This window comes from Photobacterium sp. ABD4_091 (genome assembly GCF_056160145.1).
On the sequence record NZ_JBSWWQ010000002.1, the window covers coordinates 475,792 to 494,724 of the forward strand.

16 protein-coding genes are annotated in these 18,933 nt (G+C 46.5%); 7 read left to right on the forward strand and 9 right to left on the reverse strand.

Annotation, left to right across the window (positions count from 1 at the left end):
* Positions 1 to 202 precede the first annotated feature (202 nt).
* From ACXAGQ_RS16365 to ACXAGQ_RS16380, 4 genes are all read left to right on the forward strand, one after another.
* Positions 203 to 1,264: a PTS sugar transporter subunit IIC gene (locus ACXAGQ_RS16365; RefSeq protein ID WP_475255256.1), complete on the forward strand. Its 1,062-nt coding sequence runs from the start codon at positions 203 to 205 to the stop codon at positions 1,262 to 1,264.
* Positions 1,265 to 1,491: 227 nt separating this feature from the next.
* Positions 1,492 to 2,154, forward strand: a complete 663-nt coding sequence (locus ACXAGQ_RS16370; protein ID WP_475255257.1) for a zinc ribbon domain-containing protein — start codon at positions 1,492 to 1,494, stop codon at positions 2,152 to 2,154.
* Between the two features lie 111 nt (positions 2,155 to 2,265).
* Complete coding sequence (locus tag ACXAGQ_RS16375) at positions 2,266 to 3,702, forward strand: IS1182 family transposase (RefSeq protein ID WP_475251115.1); 1,437 nt, start codon at positions 2,266 to 2,268, stop codon at positions 3,700 to 3,702.
* A gap of 116 nt (positions 3,703 to 3,818) precedes the next feature.
* Positions 3,819 to 4,142 (forward strand): cupin domain-containing protein, encoded by a 324-nt coding sequence (locus ACXAGQ_RS16380; RefSeq protein WP_475255258.1) that lies wholly within the window; start codon positions 3,819 to 3,821, stop codon positions 4,140 to 4,142.
* On the opposite strand, the gene ACXAGQ_RS16385 is transcribed toward ACXAGQ_RS16380, so the two are convergent.
* Together ACXAGQ_RS16385 and ACXAGQ_RS16390 are read right to left on the reverse strand one after the other, a co-directional pair.
* Entirely contained in the window at positions 4,127 to 4,639 is a 513-nt protein-coding gene (locus ACXAGQ_RS16385; RefSeq protein ID WP_475255259.1) for a nucleotidyltransferase domain-containing protein, read from the reverse strand. The two genes, ACXAGQ_RS16380 and ACXAGQ_RS16385, sit on opposite strands and share 16 nt — an antisense overlap.
* 131 nt (positions 4,640 to 4,770) lie before the next feature.
* Positions 4,771 to 6,264, reverse strand: coding sequence for an FAD-dependent oxidoreductase (locus tag ACXAGQ_RS16390; protein ID WP_475255260.1), 1,494 nt, complete (start codon positions 6,262 to 6,264; stop codon positions 4,771 to 4,773).
* A 420-nt stretch (positions 6,265 to 6,684) separates the two neighbouring features.
* Here ACXAGQ_RS16390 and ACXAGQ_RS16395 point away from each other — a divergent pair, with 420 nt between their 5' ends.
* Complete coding sequence (locus ACXAGQ_RS16395) at positions 6,685 to 7,659, forward strand: outer membrane beta-barrel protein (protein ID WP_475255262.1); 975 nt, start codon at positions 6,685 to 6,687, stop codon at positions 7,657 to 7,659.
* 96 nt (positions 7,660 to 7,755) lie between these two features.
* On the opposite strand, the gene sstT is transcribed toward ACXAGQ_RS16395, so the two are convergent.
* The 7 genes from sstT to ACXAGQ_RS16430 form a co-directional block, all read right to left on the reverse strand.
* Positions 7,756 to 8,997: a serine/threonine transporter SstT gene (sstT, locus tag ACXAGQ_RS16400; RefSeq protein ID WP_475255264.1), complete on the reverse strand. Its 1,242-nt coding sequence runs from the start codon at positions 8,995 to 8,997 to the stop codon at positions 7,756 to 7,758.
* A gap of 265 nt (positions 8,998 to 9,262) precedes the next feature.
* Complete coding sequence (locus tag ACXAGQ_RS16405; protein ID WP_475255266.1) at positions 9,263 to 10,954, reverse strand: BatD family protein; 1,692 nt, start codon at positions 10,952 to 10,954, stop codon at positions 9,263 to 9,265.
* Between the two features lie 4 nt (positions 10,955 to 10,958).
* On the reverse strand, positions 10,959 to 12,926 hold the full coding sequence (locus ACXAGQ_RS16410) for a vWA domain-containing protein (protein ID WP_475255268.1): 1,968 nt from the start codon (positions 12,924 to 12,926) through the stop codon (positions 10,959 to 10,961).
* Entirely contained in the window at positions 12,919 to 13,884 is a 966-nt protein-coding gene (locus ACXAGQ_RS16415; RefSeq protein ID WP_475255269.1) for a vWA domain-containing protein, read from the reverse strand. Before ACXAGQ_RS16415 ends, ACXAGQ_RS16410 begins: the two co-directional genes overlap by 8 nt.
* The gene (locus ACXAGQ_RS16420) at positions 13,877 to 14,383 is read right to left on the reverse strand and encodes a DUF4381 domain-containing protein (RefSeq protein ID WP_475255271.1); all 507 of its coding nucleotides are present in this window, start codon (positions 14,381 to 14,383) and stop codon (positions 13,877 to 13,879) included. The genes ACXAGQ_RS16415 and ACXAGQ_RS16420 overlap by 8 nt, the downstream gene beginning before the upstream one ends.
* Positions 14,376 to 15,359, reverse strand: a complete 984-nt coding sequence (locus ACXAGQ_RS16425; RefSeq protein WP_475255272.1) for a DUF58 domain-containing protein — start codon at positions 15,357 to 15,359, stop codon at positions 14,376 to 14,378. The genes ACXAGQ_RS16420 and ACXAGQ_RS16425 overlap by 8 nt, the downstream gene beginning before the upstream one ends.
* Positions 15,356 to 16,312, reverse strand: a complete 957-nt coding sequence (locus tag ACXAGQ_RS16430; protein ID WP_475255273.1) for an AAA family ATPase — start codon at positions 16,310 to 16,312, stop codon at positions 15,356 to 15,358. Before ACXAGQ_RS16430 ends, ACXAGQ_RS16425 begins: the two co-directional genes overlap by 4 nt.
* A gap of 567 nt (positions 16,313 to 16,879) precedes the next feature.
* On the opposite strand from ACXAGQ_RS16430, the gene ACXAGQ_RS16435 reads away from it, so the two are divergent.
* Together ACXAGQ_RS16435 and ACXAGQ_RS16440 are read left to right on the forward strand one after the other, a co-directional pair.
* Positions 16,880 to 17,620, forward strand: coding sequence for an SDR family oxidoreductase (locus ACXAGQ_RS16435; RefSeq protein WP_475255274.1), 741 nt, complete (start codon positions 16,880 to 16,882; stop codon positions 17,618 to 17,620).
* A gap of 38 nt (positions 17,621 to 17,658) precedes the next feature.
* A complete protein-coding gene (locus ACXAGQ_RS16440; RefSeq protein WP_475255275.1) occupies positions 17,659 to 18,867 on the forward strand; it encodes an acetyl-CoA C-acetyltransferase in 1,209 nt (402 codons plus the stop codon).
* Positions 18,868 to 18,933 lie beyond the last annotated feature (66 nt).

Consider the following 18,933-nt stretch of genomic DNA (forward strand, 5'->3'; position numbering starts at 1 on the left):
AGCGTTGAAATTGGAAGATTTATACCGCGTCCTTGTTTCTTGATTTAGAGCCACTAGATCTTCAAAACAATGCCTTGTCTATAAGCTTATAAATTCTCGCGGAACCAGCATCTTGAAGTAGCTTGGGTATATTTAGTTGCATCTTTGTATGCGAGGGATAAAATTAACCGCTTGTGCGTTAGAAGTTTAGTTACGTTAAAATATGTCCAGTACCCAGTCCGCTACCTTTTCGGCTCAATGCCAGGCGTTTTTCCACCGCAAAGGTGTCACGCTTTCCCCAAGAACTTACTTTATCCACGCTATGAGTTTTATGGCACTCGGACTGTTCTCATCACTTCTGATTGGTTCGATTTTAAACACGGTAGGGATCAAATTGGGTATCCCACTGTTTACTGATACGTTGTGGCCATTAGCCAAGCAAATGACAGGCCCAGCCATTGCTGTCGCTGTTGCCTTCGCCTTGAAGGCACCGCCTCTGGTGATGTTCTCGGTAACGACGGTCGGTGCAGCTGGCGCTATGCTGGGAGGGCCTGTAGGCGCGTTCGTATCGGCATTGATTGCCACAGAGTTGGGCAAGCTGGTCGCCAATGAAACCAAGGTCGATATTCTTGTGACACCTGCTGTTACGATGATTAGCGGTGTATTAGTCGGGACATTGATTGGCCCTTATATCAGCCAGTTTATGACCTCTCTTGGTGACTTGATCATGTCGGCAACACTGTTGCAGCCTTTCCTTATGGGCGTCATCGTTGCCGTTTTAATGGGAATGGCGTTAACACTTCCTATTAGTAGTGCGGCGATAGCCATTATGCTGAGCCTTAACGGGTTGGCTGCCGGTGCGGCCACAGTAGGGTGCTGTGCTCAAATGGTTGGCTTTGCAGTAATGAGCTTCCGCGAAAACCGCTGGGCTGGGGTAATGGCACAAGGGCTAGGAACATCTATGCTGCAAATGCCAAATATCATCAAAAACTATAAAATTTGGATCCCGACCATTTTGACTTCTGCGGTTCTTGGCCCAGTGGCAACGACTGTTTTTGTGGTGGAAAATACCCCATTAGGGGCGGGTATGGGGACATCTGGCTTCGTAGGTCAAATCCAAACCTTTATTGCTTTAGAAGCTGCTGGTTGGGATAGCATGACGATGTACAGCGTGATTGCCTTGCTTCACTTTGTTCTTCCTGCTGTGCTTACGTTACTGTTTTCGGAGATGCTAAGAAAAGTCGGCTGGATAAAAGCGGGTGATCTAAAGCTCAACTTGCAGTGACAACCCATTGTTTTGAAAATTTAATGGCTCTAAATCAAGAAACAAATATGGCTATATAGAATTTTCGGAAAATTTGATATAAATCTGACATTCGGTTTCTCTACACTGATAATTTGATTGTTGGCGGCTGGATTTTGCTTGTCCGATTGCAACTCCTTTTATGTTGTAAATCGCTGTATTGCTGCCTAGTGAGGGGAAATATTTCCAATTCTTATGGATATCGTTATATGACATCTTGGAAAATATCTTTAGTTGCAGGTTTGGTGACTGGCGCTTTGTTGACAACCGCTGTTTGGCACCGCACGCCTAGACCAACACAAGAAGACTTTGAGCAACTTCAGCAGGAAAACCAGCAATTGATTGCTCAAAAGACAGCAGTCGAGCAAGAGTTTGAAGCATTCCAAACCCAAAGCGCACTTGATATTGAGCAAGTTCGTACTGAGCTAAAAGCATCTCATCAAGCGATAGAAGATCAAAAAGCCGAGTTTGATCAAAAATTGAAGGCGATGACGACTGAGAAAAAATCGTTGGTTGTGACCAAGAAAAAGCTCGATACCCAAGTCGTTAAATTAACCAGCACCGCTGAACAGCAAAAAGCCGTATTGGATAACTCAAAAGCCTTGTACCAACAGCAGCTAGAGCTTCAAAAGCAGATAAGGACAGCTAAAGCTGATGTTAAGAAGGCAGAACAAGTTGCTGCTGAGTTCAAACAAGCTTGTGATGAGTTCAAGTCAGGGACTAGCTGGAATTGGGTTTCACAAGCCGACTGTGACAAATATGAAGCACGGCTAAAAGTGGTTGAAGGTGAGCAAGCGCAACTGGCTGCGTTGGAGCAAGAGCTTGACCAGTTAAACCAGCGTATTGAAATAGAAATTCCGAAAATGAATTAATTAAGAGAAAGAAAAAGGCGAGCGTAGGCTCGCCTCAGACTGATGACAAAGGTCTGGCTTTTAAGCTAGGCCTTTGATCTAATAGAGATATCGAAATATGGATATCTCGACATGTTAAAAGAACCCTCACCCCAACAGTACGAACTCGAAATGGTCACAATGGAACAGCTGGTTCCGAAGCATCATCTCGTACGTAAAATCGACCAAGTTATAGATTTCGAATTTATTAGAGACGAAGTCGCTCACCTATATTGCCAAGACAATGGCCGGCCTCCTGTTGACCCCGTCCGCTTGTTTAAAATCATCCTGCTGGGCTACATCTTTGGCATCAAGAGCGAGCGTCAGCTAGTCAAAGAAATCGAGGTCAATGTGGCCTATCGGTGGTTCCTTCGCATGTCACTGACAGAGAAAGTTATCCATGCCTCGACGCTCAGCCAAAACCGCATCCGCCGCTTCAACGGGACGGATATTTTTGAACGCATCTTTACCAATATCGTACTCCAGGCCATGGATAAAGGGCTCGTCGCCGGGAATGAATTATTCACCGACAGCACCCACCTCAAAGCCAATGCTAACAAGAAGAAATTTACCAATGAACAGCAAGCTGTCCGCACCAGTGCCTACCTTGAGATGCTCAACGAAGATGTGGCCAAGGAGCGGGAAGCCGAAGGGAAAAAACCTTTAGCTGAGCGAAAATCAGAGCCTAAGCTCAAAAATACCAAAGTGAGCACGACTGATTCTGAAAGCGGCTTTATGACGCGGGATAACAAGCCGCAAGGGTTCTTTTACCTTGACCACCGCACCGTCGATGGCATGCATGGGATTATCGTCGATACCTATGCGACCGCAGGTAACGTCAATGACTCCCAGCCTTATATCAATCGGCTAGACTACACGCTCAACCAGTTCAACCTGAATCCTATAGCCGTAGGCCTTGATGCTGGATACTTCACGGCTCCTGTTGCTGAGAGCCTTGAACGAAGAGAAATCCTTGGCCTCTTTGGTTACCGTAGGCCGCCTCGCACCCAGAATGCTATCAAGAAGAAGCACTTTATCTATAACAAAGAAACAGACACTTACCTGTGCCCAAATGGCCAGGAACTTATCTATAAAACCACGTCAAGAGAAGGCTACAGAGAATACCACTCGGCCCCCAAGGAGTGTGAGCTCTGCTCGATGAGAAATGACTGCACCCAAAGCAAAACAATGAAGAAGGTGATAACCCGGCATATCTACGCGGAGGCTGTGGAACGAGCAAACAAAATACGGCTGACACCTTATGGTAAAAGGACCTATCGGCGAAGGGGAGAAACGGTAGAAAGAAGCTTCGCAGATGCGAAACAGCATCATGGTCACCGATATGCACGGTTCCGGGGGTTGAACAAGGTGCAGATGCAATGTTGGTTGGCCGCTGCTGCTCAAAATATCAAGAAGATGGCCTTGGTGCTGGGCTGCTTACAGAAAATAGGCCTTATAAACGCTCTAATTAGGTTAATACGAGTCAATATCAGGCGAGAAGAGCAAAGGAGCCTCCAACCGAGCTGGTAGGTAAAAAAATCGCGATCGCGGCCTACGGCCGCTCTCTAAAAAGAACCCCACTTAAAAAGTGGGGTTCGTCAGCAATCTGAGGCGAGCGTAGGCTCGCCTTGTTCTTTGGAGTCTATATGAACAATTTGCTTGGCGCGATTCCTGAATCATTACCGGATGAGCTTTTTGAGGATATCCTAAAGACAGACAAGGTGAGGATTGAGCGCATTATCTCCCGTGGTCACATTACCCCAGAAGGGGAGTGGTACGATCAAGATGAAGGGGAGTGGGTGATGGTGGTAAAAGGCAGTGCAAAGCTCCTTTTTGAGGAGGGGATGCGTGAAGTCTCCATGGAAGCAGGTGACCACATTAATATCCCTGCCCATCAACGCCACCGCGTTTCTTGGACTGATCCTAGGCAAGAAACAATCTGGTTAGCGGTATTCTACTCCGCCACTTGATGTAGCCAGATTGGAGTTGGTAGTTGGAATTTCTCGCAGAGCCGCTGTATATCCAGATAGTCACAGGGTCTTAATGTATAACCGCTGTGGCTTTCAAGCTGATACTGGGGAGAGATACAATTAACAGCTAAATTTTTGATCAGGCCACAGTGTCCAAAAGCATAATGAGGATAGAAAGCGTTTTCCTCTTTTGGTCCATAAATACCGTTCCCAGCTTTATCGAAGCAGATGACATGAAAATCGATATGGTCGGTATCACATATCATGACAAAGTTATGATGGCGTGTATTCGTCTCTTCGAGTTTCCTGTAGCCATGATCTTGCAATAATTGAGTAGCGTTATGCACATCATTAGTTTGGATAACGATATCTAAATCTGAATGGTCTCGTGTTTGTGCCCTCAATAGCGCATCAATCCCCCATCCGCCGTCAATCCATATTTGTATATCGTGTTGTTTGAAAAGTGAATAGAGTGCGATGACTTTATCTGCTGTCATGATTTTTACCAAGGTCGGTTAGAAGCAGAGAGACTTTACAGGATAAAGTGACTGTTTTTATGACAAAAACGGATATATAGATAAGGGGGGAGAAAACTCTCCCCTGAATACAAATGATACTTAGGACGGAACTAGTTCTTTAGCTCAAAAGATAATATCTTAGCTAGGGCGGCTGGGTAGTCACGCTCGTGAGCAAGCTCTACAGCATACCGTTCAATATCTTCAGCAGAAAGTGACCGTGTCACAGGGAAGGAGTGCTCTACGCTCAGCTCGTTGATTGGTTGCATAAACAAACCTTCAGTATGGAATTGCTCAAGAATACTATTTGCTGCTGACAAAGCAGAAGAAGCTTTAACAATTTCAGTGCGGGCATAACGCTTTCCAGCAAAGGATACATCTGCTGCACGGAGGGTAATATCGTCACCAGGTACCTGCTGGGCACCAAATAAGGGTTTTCCACCTACTTTCGCTGACTTGTAGTTTGGCACAAAGCGGGACATATGATTGATTGCGCGAGTGGTACGCGTATCGATTTCATGATGATCCCAGCCCGATTTAATTTTGCGCATGAAGCTATCCGCGAGCTTTGGCTGCGCGCTCTCGGAGGTACTTTGGACAAGGCCCTGTTTGAACAGGGTGATATCTTCCGTCATACCGTGTAACTGGAAATAGCCATCAGGGTATGGGGTTAACTGTGCCATACCGTCTGGTGTACCGCGTTCACCGTGGAAGATCACTTCTGGCCAGCAACCCTGGCAATTTGGCCACTGGGTAACGTACGCAGCTTTGAATTCCACTAGGCGGCTACGCTTCAGCTTTGCCATATCATCAACGACACCAGTTTGGAAACCACAGGCATTAACAAGGTAGTCAACATTGATATGACGGGTGATATAGTCTTGGCAGCTTGCGTCATACTCTTGGTACTCAATTTGCCAAGTGGAATTATCATATTGAGTGACGTGAGTAACTTTGCTTTGTGTATGAACTTGGCAGGTATCTAGCTTACCGAGTGCAAGGTTGGCGGTAGCCGCAAGGCGAAAAACGCTCCAGCCGTATTCTTGTACAAGAACCAACGGGTATTTGAATTGGTCTAGCTCTAGGTTTTTTGCAACCGGGATCATCCAGTCATCAAACGTCTCTGGGCAAGAAGGTATGTCTCGCATAGAGAGCGCTTCAAGATCTTGCTGATAGTAGAGTTTGAAGTAATGCTCAGGGTTGCCAATAACCTGGTTGGTTAGGTCTTCATCAACTATCTGCTGGTAAACTGACTGCAACCTTTCCAAACGATGGATAAGGGCATCTGGCTCACCTTTATCATGCTTCGGAGTCGCAATAACCGTCGGGCGAACATTGACGGTGTGCGGATAGACTTTGAGTGAATCAATAGATTGCTGAAGGAGGGCAATGCATTGCTCATCTGAAATTTCACGGTATAAGTTACCACCAGCATGAAGGTGACAAATTGGCGGACCGTTGACTAGGCTTGTGCCTTCCTCAAAAATCTCGACGTTGATACCTAACTCTGCCAAACGCAGCGCAATGGTTGAGCCTGCTACGCCACCACCAATTATTCCTACTGTCAAAGAGGGGTGATGTTCATGCGGGTTAGCTTGTTCTTTCATATAAATGCGCGTCGTTATAATACAATGTTTAAGTTACCTGATTTTACTTTGCATGGATCACATTGAAAACCGAAAAAGAATAGGGTTTTGTTAATATTTTTTAGTGATGTACGTATAAAAAGGCCTGGCGACTGTCAATGCTAACCCTATGAGGGTGAGGAATGTTAAAAAAGTGCATATCAGAACAGTAAAAAGTCCGATCAACACAATGACGTAGCCTACAGCCCTTTTGAAACAGAAATTGCCTATAAATAAGAAAATAAACGTAAATTTTCACTTAGCCGTTATAGCTAATTGAGCAAAATATCACGTTATTAGCTCTTTTTATTGAAGAATTTTGTTATCTAAATTTGTACATAAGCTGTTCTTTGTTCTACACCTAATGTGGTAGTGGTAAATAATAAATAAGGACAGTTAGTTATGAATAAAGTCTTCAAGGTACTTCCTCTCGCACTATTGATATCTGGAGCTGTTCAAGCGGCCACTGATAATCCATGGTATGTGGGTGCACGTGTCGGTGGTACTACGTATGACAACCTGGACGGTGTAATTAAAGGCGAGAATGCCGATAAAGATGACTGGGGTGGCGGTGTCTTCCTTGGTTATAACTTTAACTCTTGGTTTGCTCTCGAGGGTGGGTACACTTATCTCGGTCAAGCCGACTACATGAATGATGGTTTTGAAGTTCAGGGTATTGATCTGTTAGGTAAGTTTACCTACGAAGTCTCAGACTCGTTTGATATCTACGGTAAGCTTGGCGGCTTCGTTTTCGATGCAGACAATGGTGTTGAAAATGATGATAAGAGTGGCCTGGCTGGTACGGCTGGTGTCGGTCTTGAGTATTTCTTCAATAATGATCTATCAGCCCGTGCAGAGTACCAATATTATAACCAGGTGGGTGATACTGACTCACCGGGCGAAAGTGATATTCACTTCTATGGCCTAAGTTTGGTCTACCACTGGGGTGCGCCCGCGCCGGTAGCAGTGATTGAGCCTGAGCCAGAACCTATGCCAGAGCCAGTACCAGAAATTGTAAAAGTTGAGGCCGTAGGCGCTGTACTTCCATTTGCGTTTGACAGTGATAATTTGACCCAGCGTGATATCGAGCTGCTTCAGCCAGTTGCCCAGCAGCTTGTGAAGTACCCAGATACCCAGCTTTATGTGGTCGGTCATACTGACAGCCGTGGTTCTATTGAATACAACCAGAAGCTGTCTGAAGACCGTGCAGCGGTTGTTGCTGGCTATGTAGGCAATCACTTCGGTATTGATGAAAGACGTATTGTAGCCCAAGGCCGCGGTGAGCTAGAACCTGTTGCGAGCAATGATACTGAAGAAGGCCGTGCACAGAACCGTCGCGTTGAAGTGTTTGTTCCTGGCTTCGAAATGGAAAAATAGTTTTAAGCGAATAGCTTGAGTTATATGAAAAATCCAGCATCAACGATGCTGGATTTTTATTATTTAGTACTTAATCAGTACTGATTAAGCCTTATTTTATGCGGCTTTAACATCAGCATTTTCAAGCTTGGCTTCAGCAGCTTTACACGCAGCGGCTGTAAAGATGACGTCAGTCGAGCTGTTCAGGGCTGTTTCAGCTGAATCCTGAATTACACCGATGATGAAACCTACAGCGACAACCTGCATTGCCACATCGTTAGGGATACCAAACAAGCTACATGCAAGAGGGATCAGCAATAGCGAACCACCTGCCACGCCAGAAGCACCACAAGCTGATACTGCAGCAACCACACTCAATAGCACCGCGGTTGCCACATCAACGTCGATACCCATAGTGTGCACGGCAGCCAAAGTCAGAACCGTGATGGTAATTGCAGCACCTGCCATGTTGATGGTAGCACCCAGAGGGATCGATACAGAGTAAGTATCTTCATGCAAATCCAGGTCTTTGCATAGCTGCATGTTGACCGGGATGTTTGCCGCAGAACTACGGGTGAAGAACGCTGTAATACCACTTTCACGAATACAGCGAAGGACCAGCGGGTATGGGTTTTCTTTGGTTTTCACAAAAACGATGATTGGGTTAACCACAAAGGCGATAACGGCCATAGAGCCTAGCAGCACTGCGAGTAGGTGGCCATAACCAAACAGAGCCTCAAAACCTGTTTCAGCAAATGTATTGGCAACAAGGCCAAAGATGCCAATTGGTGCTAGGCGGATAACAAAGCGAACAATTAGCGTGATGCCGTTAGAAACATCATGGAAAACCTGCTTGGTTGCATCACTGGCTTGGTGAAGGGCAAAGCCCAACGCGATTGCCCACGCCAGAATACCAATGAAGTTACCAGACATTAGGGCGTTTACTGGGTTATCGACAATCTTGAATAGTAAGGTATTAAGAACCTCAGTAATGCCTTCAGGCGGTGTCGCACCGGTTGCACCGGTAACCAGAGTTAGAGTGGTAGGGAAAAGGAAACTCATGGTTACGGCGGTTAGCGATGCCATCAAGGTACCGAATAGGTACAGCACAATGATCGGCTTCATGTTGGTATGAGCGCCTTTCTTTTGGTTAGCAATAGAAGAGGCGACAAGAATGAAGACCAAAATCGGAGCAACAGCTTTAAGGGCGCTGACGAACAAGCCGCCTAAAAAGCCAACTTTAACAGCTGAAGCGGGTGAAAATAGTGCGAGGAGAACACCGGCGACAATACCAAACAGTATTTGTACCACCAGGCTTCCATTCGCGACTCGGGCTAGAAAGGGTTGTGTTTGATTCATATTACATCCTGCATATTTATAATTTTGACGCTAAGCATTAAATCTTGCCTGCGACACATTTTGTAACAGGAATTTTGGCATATTTCCACAATCAATTAAAGAAACTTTTGATTTACACGGTGTTAACAGTTTGTTTCTGCTTATATTGAAGCCTTTAATTCTATTCGCTTGTCAGAAGAAGGTTGTTAAGGCATGGCATCCATGGTTAGCGGGTAATTGTTAAAAAGCCCACCGGGAGGTGGGCTTTGTGGGCGGTAAAGTGCTGTTATTTTGGGGTTATTGGCTCTAGTGTGCTTGACTTCATATTCACGTCTGTACTGGTTGTTTTATTCAGTCTTTGCATAACAGAGAGTGCTTTATGCTTATCAGTTTCACTAAACTGGTGTTTATCTTTGCTGTAATGGCACTGCATAACGTGCTGTATTGCTTCGTCCAACTCTTTAACTAGCGGATGGGCAGGGTGCTGTTTAAGCCATTGTTGGTAGTAGGTTTGAAGCTGAACGGGTTGGTTATTCTCGAGTGCATCAATCATCCCGTTTACAGGCGTAAGCTTTTTGGGATTGGGTGCTTTATATGACGGTTGAAGTTGCTGCTTGGGCTTGTTCCTTTCAACGAGCCATAGCATTAACGTCGCTAGCCAAAGGATGGCAAGGCACAAGGATAGCCAAGGCCACCAGCCACTGTCTTTAACGATCTCTGTCTGAACATTTGTGGTTTCAGGCTCAGATTGATCTGATTGCAAGGCCTGAGGTGGCAGCAATGCTTGTGAATTAGGATCTCCCGGTAGTACCGATAATGTTAAGCCATCGATTTTGCTGGTTTCTTGTTTTGAGGTAGCTGTGTTCCACCAATTGATCGACAACGGTGGCAGTGTAATTTCTCCTGACTGGCGCGGGATGATCACTTGCTTGATTGTCATAAAGGTAAAGTCATCATCACTGCCATAGACAGGGCTTTCATCATAAACCCTTACCGAGTTCGGGTACTGCAAATTGAGGTTGGGTAGCGTACTTTGTTCGGCATTCTTTATCCGTAAGGTGATGGTCCGGCTAATCGGCTCGCCGACTTTTATCTCGTTGACTTCAGGCTGCCATTGCTGCTCTAGCTCTAAGGCTTCAGTTGGAAGCCATAGCCCTTTGTAATCAGCAGGCTTGGCCAATACAGTTAGTGTCAGGTCATCAGCTTGTTGTTCGAACGGGATCTGCAAGGTAGAGCCAAAGCCACGGTTACCTTTGATTAAGTTGCCGGTAAACTTGGCGCCGCGAAGCAGAATATCGCCAGACTTATTGGCAGATATCTGGTAGTCACGGGTAATGATCAAGTAACGGCGTCCGTTCAATACCGTTTCGACCTGGCGATCTTCGCCTAATTGTTTCACGCTGAGGCCATCACCAGAAGGAGCTTGCAGTGCAGCCTGGCTCATTTGCTCACCAATACGGATCCGCACGGTGTAACGAATGCTTTCACCAACGTACAGTTGGTCTTTATTGCTTTCCGCATCAATTCGAATTTCTGGCTTGGATGCGTTTGTCGAAGATTTGTTTGCCGATTTCATAACCGTCATGGTGATAGGATCGGTCTGGCTGGCGCCGATTCGAAAGCTCGGGATAGTAAATTCCCCGACCTCTTTTGCGGCAACGGCAATTTTCCATTCGGTTTGCCGGGTCACAACGCCGTTCACAAAACTGGTTCCACTGCTTACCGACGGGGTGCCGTAATTGAAATCACCGTCGAGCACACTGAGATCTAGGGCATTCGTGTTGACGTTATCATCGACATTAATCGTGAGCTGAAATACCTCATTAACCCCAACGATATTTTTGGAAACCGTTGCGATGGCCTGGGCGGCATTTGAAGGCAATGAAAACGCGAGTAGCCATCCCAAAAATAGCATTTTCAGCCAGTGATTCCCTGCATGGGTTTTACATTGAAAGCTAAACATATTATTACTAATCATATATTTACCAAGAGTTATCTGTTGCTTCAGGCGCCTGTTTCTCTCGAGCTTGCAAGATAAGCTGAGCACGGATCAAGGCACTGGTGTCATTCGGCACCTGTTCTAATTTTTTCAGAACCGGATCACTGGCTGTCACATTGTCTGGCGTTTCTTGGCCTTGCGAGCTTGTGGCGGCACGAGTACTGTTTTCGTCTGGTTCTTCATTGGTATCCCCAGCCGGTGATGACTGCGCTGAGCTCTCTTCGTCTGATTGTTGTTGCTCTGCAGAAGGTTGAGCCTGTTGTGGCTTCATCTCATTAGCCGGGTCATCATTAGATTGATTCTGAGCTTGTCCTGATTGTTGATCACTTTGTTGTTGATCATTCTGCTGTTGGCCAGCCTGAGCTTGTTGGCTCTGTTGCTGTGAACCATCTGGTTGATTTTGATCTTGGCCTTGCTCGGAGTCAAAGCTATCTCCTGTTTGTTCCTGTTGCTGATCTTGATGATTGTCTTGCGACTGGTTTTGCCCATTCTCAGATGAATTATCTTGGGGTTGCTGTTGCCCCTGAGATTGATTCTGATCTTGCTTTGATTGCTGATCGCTCTGCTGCTGGCTCTGATCCTGCTGCTGGTTTTCTGGTTGTTGCTTCTCTTGCTGTTGTTTGAGGGCTTGGACTAGTGATAGGTTTTTTTGAGCATCTTGGTGATCAGGGCTGTTATCAAGAATTGATTGATAAAGATCTTCGGCATGGTCTAAATCGCCGCTTTGCGCATAGGCATTGGCAAGGTTGTATTGGGACTGCTCATCAGAAAGCGGTGAGAGAGTATCTATCGCCCCTTCAAAGTCTCCCGCTCTATATTGCGCGGCACCACGCCATTGCGGCGAAGAAAATTGCTCGGCGGCTTCAGCAAACTTTTCCTGCTCAAATAATTCAAATCCCAGATTGTCGCTATTGGTGAATGGAGAAGACAAGGACGCAGCGAATGCATTATCAACTGGTGTGATTATCAATACGGCCGCGATAATCACACCACGGCGGAAACCAAGTAAGGCAAGCAAGACAATAGGAACCAATAGCCAGAAGCCGCCATTGATGCGCTCTTCGAGCTCTTTGCTGGCATCGCTGCTATTGTTGCTGACAGGCTTCTCTGTTGCCTTGATGAGCGCTTCGATATCAAAGTCGGTAGGTTGGGATAGCTGGAAAATACCACCTGTTAATCGCGCTAACTCACGCAGAGGAGCGACTTCAAGCTTATCAATGACAGTTTTGCCATTGGTATTGGTCAGCAGCGTTCCGTCTTGTAACCGAATTGGGGCACCATCGGTTGTCCCGACGCCTAAAATAGAAAGTCGGTATAGATTATCACCCAAGAGCTTTTTGCTATCACGACTCTCTTTTGGGCTGAGCCCATCAGTGATCAAGATGATATCCCCTTGCTGGTGGCCAGCTTGTTTAAGTAAGTTAATGGCTTCCTGAATGCCTGCAGCAGCATTACTGCCCTGTATTGGCATTATCTCGGGGGAGAGGTGGGGGATAAGGCTCGATAGCGTTGAGCTGTCTTTGGTTAAAGGACTCACAATATAGCCATCAGCAGCATAGGTGACCAACCCTGTGCTGCCTTCTTTCCAGCCGGGCAGGAGATCAAGTGCCTTGAAGCGGGCTTGGCTAAGACGGTTAGGCACAATGTCATCGGCATACATAGAGCGAGACATGTCCATGACCAAAACCCGAGCCCCAGCAAGGCTGAATGCGGGGATCGGTGATTTCTGCCAGCTTGGGCCTGCAAGAGCGACAACTGCCAAGGTCCACAGGATACCTAAAGCGGGTAAGGTTGCCCGAGATTGACCTTTAGTTGATAGCCCGAGTTTTTCGGCCAAGTGCGGTGCAATAAGCCCTTGCTTGTGTTTCTTCTTGGCTAGCCAAGGTAAGATCATCAGCAATGGCAGCAGAGCGATTAGCCAATATGGATATAGAAATGTAAAACTAACCATTACGCTTTCTCATAACAACAATAACGACCGACAACAACAGAGATAGAGCCAATGGGAATCGGAATAGCTCCTGACGAGGCCGCCAAGTCTGCTGGGCGGTATTAATAGGCTCTAGTTGGTCAATCATCTGATAAATTTGCTCTAACTCTTGCGGGTTTCTGGCACGGAAGTATTGCCCGCCAGTCATTTCCGCAATGCGGGTTAGCATCCTTTCATCGAGATCGTGGGAAGGGTTAACCGTGCGGGTAGAGAAGAAGGTACGTTGCTCCATCTCTTCAGCGCCGACACCAACGGTATAAATGGTGACATCACTGCGCGCAGCGAGCTCAGCAGCTTCCAAAGGCTCAATGACACCCGCTGTATTGGCACCGTCACTCAGCAACACAATCACTCGCTGTGGTGCTTCACTATCAATGAAGGTCTTTGTCGCGATACCCAGTCCTTCACCGATAGCGGTACTTTGGCCGATAAGCCCTAATACAGTACGGTCGAGTTGTTGCTGGACGGTATCTCGGTCAAAGGTCAGAGGTGTTTGCAGATAGGCATGGTTGGCAAATAAAACCAGCCCGAGACGATCGCCACTACGCTTGCCGATGAACTGATGCAGCACATCTTTAACGGCTGTTAGGCGATCAATGGCCTCCCCATCTTGGGTGATCATATCTTTGATCGACATCGATCCTGATAAATCGACTGCGAGCATCATATCCCGGTGATCTGGGTTGATCTCTATTGGATCCCCATACCAGACCGGGCGTGAAAGCGCACCGATCAAGCTTATCCATGCCGTCACCATAAGTATCACTAACCAGCGGCTGACTTTGGCTTTCTGGCCGAGCCCGTCAGGTAATTTCGGTAGCCTGATAGCCGATGGCTGAGCTTTGGGTTTACTAAAGAAATAGATGGCAGCGGGTAATGGGATCAGCCCGAACGCCCAAAGCCAAGTAAATTCAAACATTACCCGACTCCTTGGATATTTCTGGCAAGGTATTGAACTTAGCCTTGCGTATCCATTTTTTGGCTTGTTGGTGACACATCGTAAATTGATCTTTTTCTAATGGGACAGGTGAAAATAACCCCTGCTGCCAAGCTACTGACAAACGAACAAAACCTTGATCCCTCTGCTCAAGATGCTGATCGAGAAACACAAGCCACGATTGACCAGTCAAGCCAGCCACGTACTCGCGCGAGTGGTATGACATTGCCACCCGGCGCAATAGCAAGTTGATTTGGTTGAAATCCTCAGGAGACTTAAATGTTGCCATATGTTGTAAAGCTTCCCGCCTTGCAAGGTTGTAACGTCGCTGTTTCTTGACTGCCATCACCAAATAAGCAGCCCCGATACAAGTGATTATGATTGCTACCCACCATCCCCATGCCAGCGGCCAAACTCCCGGGGCATCAGGCAGGTGAATATCAGCAAGGGGAAGCGCTGGGAGTACTGCTGCTTCAGCCATTTTCCCCTCCTTTATAAGGCTTGAAACCAGAATGACCCAATTGCTCCATCAAGGTTTGAGCCGCAGATAAGTGGTGCAATGGTATGGCTAGGCTTTTGCACATTTCCTGAATAAATTGCTGATGCTGCTGGTACTGAGTGCTCAGGCTGTCACGGGTACTTTTAGCCGAAAAGTCTAGCCACGTTGACTGATGATCATCGGTGACAAACTCAGTGCCATTGAATGAAGTTTGACCCAATTCCAATGGGTCAAAGAGTTGCACAAACTGAAGCCGGTTATGTTGGCGAAGCTGGCTTAAACGCCGTTTGTCTTTTTCCTGCAATTGATAGAAATCACTGAGTACGATGATTTCGCTACCTTTAGGGCAGAGGTGGTGGAGATGCTTCAAGGCATCGGAAAAGCTGAGTCGCTTGCCATCGAATCCGCCGTTCACACTCTCTTCACTTACACTTTCTTGGTGGGCGGCAATCATGGTATTGATGACTCTCAAAGGTCCTTGCTGGCGAGCGGTTGGTTTACATTCGTACAAGCGATTACCGTTAAACACTATGGCTCCGATCCGGTCTTGTTCACTGACAGCGAGCCAACTTAATAAGCTGGAAAAATGGGCTGCTTGAACGGATTTAAGCAATAGCTGCGTACCGAACTTCATACTAGGGCTAACATCAATTAACAGCATAACCGGTTGTTCGCGTTCCTCGGTGAACAGTTTGGTATGCGTTTTACCTGTGCGTGCTGTAACTCGCCAATCAATGGAGCGGATGTCATCTCCAGCCTGATAAGGGCGTACTTCGGCAAAATTCATTCCACGCCCTTTGTGGCGGCTCTGGTGCTGGCCATTGAGCTGTGACCAGACACTTTGCGCTGGCGGCAACCATCTGACAGACTGGTTTTTGTATTGCAGTAACTCAGCCAGGCAGAGGTTAACACCATCACTGTGAGTAGGGAGTATTGGAGTTAAATCCTTTGAATTCATGCGCAAGCAACCTGTGAAACAAGCTGCTCGATAATGGTATCCGGGGCGACAGCTTCAGCCTGGGCCTCATAGCTGAGGAGCAAGCGGTGACGTAGCACGGGGTAAGCCATTAGCTGGACATCTTCAGGTGTGACAAAGTCCCTGCCGTTAAGCCAAGCATGGGCACGGGCACAGCGGTCAAGCGCAAGTGTTGCACGTGGGCTGACCCCCATCTGTAACCAGTTGGCAAGTTGCTCGCTGTATCGGTGAGGGTGGCGTGTCGCCATGACCAAGCGAATGATGTATTGCTCAACCTCTTCCGCCATATGGATGTTGAGCACTTCCTTACGGGCCGCAAATATCTCTTCTTGTGTGATTTGTACTTGTTCCTCAGCAGTGATCCCTAAAGCTTCCCCTCGATTAAGTCGCAGAATTTCCAGTTCGCTGGATTCGTCTGGATATTCAACATTCAACTGCAGTAGAAAGCGATCCAACTGAGCTTCTGGCAGTGGATAGGTTCCTTCTTGCTCAATAGGGTTTTGGGTCGCCATGACCAAAAACAATTCAGGCAGTTGATAGGTTTTACGCCCTGCGGTGATTTGCTTTTCAGCCATTGCTTCTAGCATCGCGGCTTGCACTTTTGCCGGCGCCCGGTTTATTTCATCGGCTAGCAACAAGGCATTAAAGATCGGCCCTGGTTGGAATGTGAAGTCCCCCGTTTCAGGACGGAAAATATCAGTACCTGTTAAATCTGCGGGCAACAGGTCCGGGGTAAATTGGATGCGGTGGAAGTTCCCCTCAATACTGTCTGATAACACTTTTACAGCTCGTGTTTTTGCTAGTCCAGGAGGCCCTTCAACCAAAATATGGCCGTCAGCGAGTAGGGCAATCATTAACTGTTTAACAAGATTTGGTTGACCGATGACCTGAGTATTCAGGTGAGATTGAAGGCGTTGGAAAGTCGTTGTCAACATGGGGTGCTATTTTCCTTAAATGAAACAGTCAAATATGAAAATTAAGACTCAAATTAAAAGTTTTAGTTCAGCGCTAAGGTGTAGGTGTCTATTTTCTAGCCTTTCATCCAAGTATATAACAGGTATGACCTCTTTGAATTGGTGATTATTGATGCACTTTTGAAGTGCAACTTTGCACAAATTTCAGTCAAAGCTTAGCTGTTAGCCCCTTCTATATCATTGTTTTTGCATATATAAAACTTGGCACCTATTGTGCTTATGAAAGTTAACATTAATGACACATTTAAAGGTTAGTCTTGGTTTTGTGCTTTAGCGTGATTCTATGCAGGAATATTGGTACGACCATTGATACTCCGTGTTGATATTGCTATGTGCATGTGTTCTTATAATATTCGTGCAATGTAAAAGTCACCCAAGTGTCTTTTTCACTCGCTAGGATGCAACAAGATTAAAAATAAGGCTGAAAAACAGCCTAAGTTGGTTAGTGGTCCTTATTGACATAATGCTTATAAGTGTTTGAATTTAGGGATGGTAAGTCATCATAAAGATGGAATGGAGTCTTCTGTAATGAGTAAAAAAGCATTAGTAACTGGTGCAAAAGGTGGTATTGGTTCAGCGATCACTAAAGGATTAGTGGATGCGGGTTTTCGTGTGATTGCCACATATTTCCCAAGCGGTGAAGCCAAAGCTAAAGAATGGTTTAAAGAGAATAATTATTCAGAAGAGCAGGTTCGTTTGTTCCCGCTGGATGTTACAGATGCTGACTATTGCTCAGAGGCTCTGGCAACATTGTTGCAGGAGGAAGGTAATATTGATGTTCTTGTTAATAACGCAGGCATTACACGTGACACAACATTCAAGCGCATGTCCAAAGAGCAATGGGGGGATGTCATTACAACAAACCTGAACAGTTTGTTTAACGTTACTCAGCCGCTATTTGCTTCTATGTGCGAACACGGTAATTCACGTGTGATTAATATTTCCTCAGTAAATGGTCTTAAAGGTCAGTTTGGTCAGGCGAACTACTCTGCTGCTAAAGCAGGGATGATCGGCTTCACGAAAGCATTGGCAGCAGAAGGTGCACGCTCTGGTGTTACTGTTAATGCCATTGCCCCAGGCTACACCGGTACGCCAATGGTAGAAGCAATTAAACCAGAAGTACTCGATAGCATTAAAGCTGAAATCCCAATGAAGCGTCTCGCAGCTCCTGCTGAAGTTGCAGCGGCGGTAACTTTCTTGGCGAGCGATGCTGCTGCTTACATCACAGGCGAAACGCTGTCTGTGAACGGCGGCTTGTACATGCACTAATGGTTTAATTTCTGAATTTCGAAAGGACGCAAAAAATCATGTCAAAAGTATATATCGTTGCGGCTAAACGTACGCCTATCGGTAGTTTCAATGGTGCGCTGAAATCAGTTCCTGCTTCTCAACTTGCTGCTGTTGCAATTAAAGCAGCGCTGGAAGAAGCAAAGGTTGACCCAGCAAACCTTGACGAAGTTATTCTGGGTAATGTTGTTGGTGCTGGACAAGGTATGGGTCCTGGCCGTCAGGCTGCTATTTATGCTGGCGTCCCTCAGGAAGTACCCGCATACAGCCTAAATATGGTATGTGGCTCAGGTATGAAAGCGGTGATGGATGCTGCTGCTCATATCAAAGCAGGTGATGCTGAACTTGTTGTTGCAGCCGGTGCAGAAAATATGTCACAGATTCCATTCTGTGCACCTGCAACGATTCGTGATGGTCAGAAAATGGGCTCTCTAAGCCTGGATGATCTACTTATTTCTGACGGTCTGACCGATGTCTTCAATAAGTACCATATGGGCGTAACAGCTGAAAATGTTGTTGCAAAAGTAGGCCTTACCCGTGAACAACAGGACAACTTTGCACTGGCTAGCCAGCAAAAAGCAGTGGCTGCTATTGAACAAGGCAAATTTGCAGGTGAGATTGCACCTGTTGAAGTGACTGTTCGCAGGAAAACCAGTGTTGTAGATACCGATGAGTATCCAAAGGCGGACGCAAGTATTGAAAGCTTGGCTAAATTACGCCCTGCTTTCAAGAAAGAAGGCGGCTCTGTGACAGCAGGTAATGCGTCAGGCATCAACGATGGTGCTAGTGCAATTATCGTAGCTTCAGAAGCTGCTGTTGAAAAATATGGCCTAACACCGCTAGCTGAAATTGAAAGCTATGCCCAAGCAGGCATTGCTCCAGAGGTAATGGGTCTAGGACCGGTTCCTGCTGTGGTTAAAGCGTTGGACAAAGCAGAACTCAACATTGCTGATGTTGGTCTGTTCGAGTTCAATGAGGCGTTTGCGGGTCAGGCACTAGGTGTACTACATGAATTGGCTGACGAGCTAGGGTCTCAAGTTGAAGACCTGGCCGAGCGTTCCAATGTAAATGGTGGTGCGATTGCACTGGGTCACCCATTGGGTGCTTCAGGTAACCGTATTATTGTCAGCCTTCTTCACGAAATGCGCCGTCGCGGCACAGACCATGGCCTTGCCACTCTTTGTGTTGGTGGTGGTATGGGTACAGCGATTGTACTGAAGAGCGTCTAATTCAATTGTAAAGCTAAACAGTACCTGTATTCACCATGGCACAGGTACTCAATCATTCTTTAAATG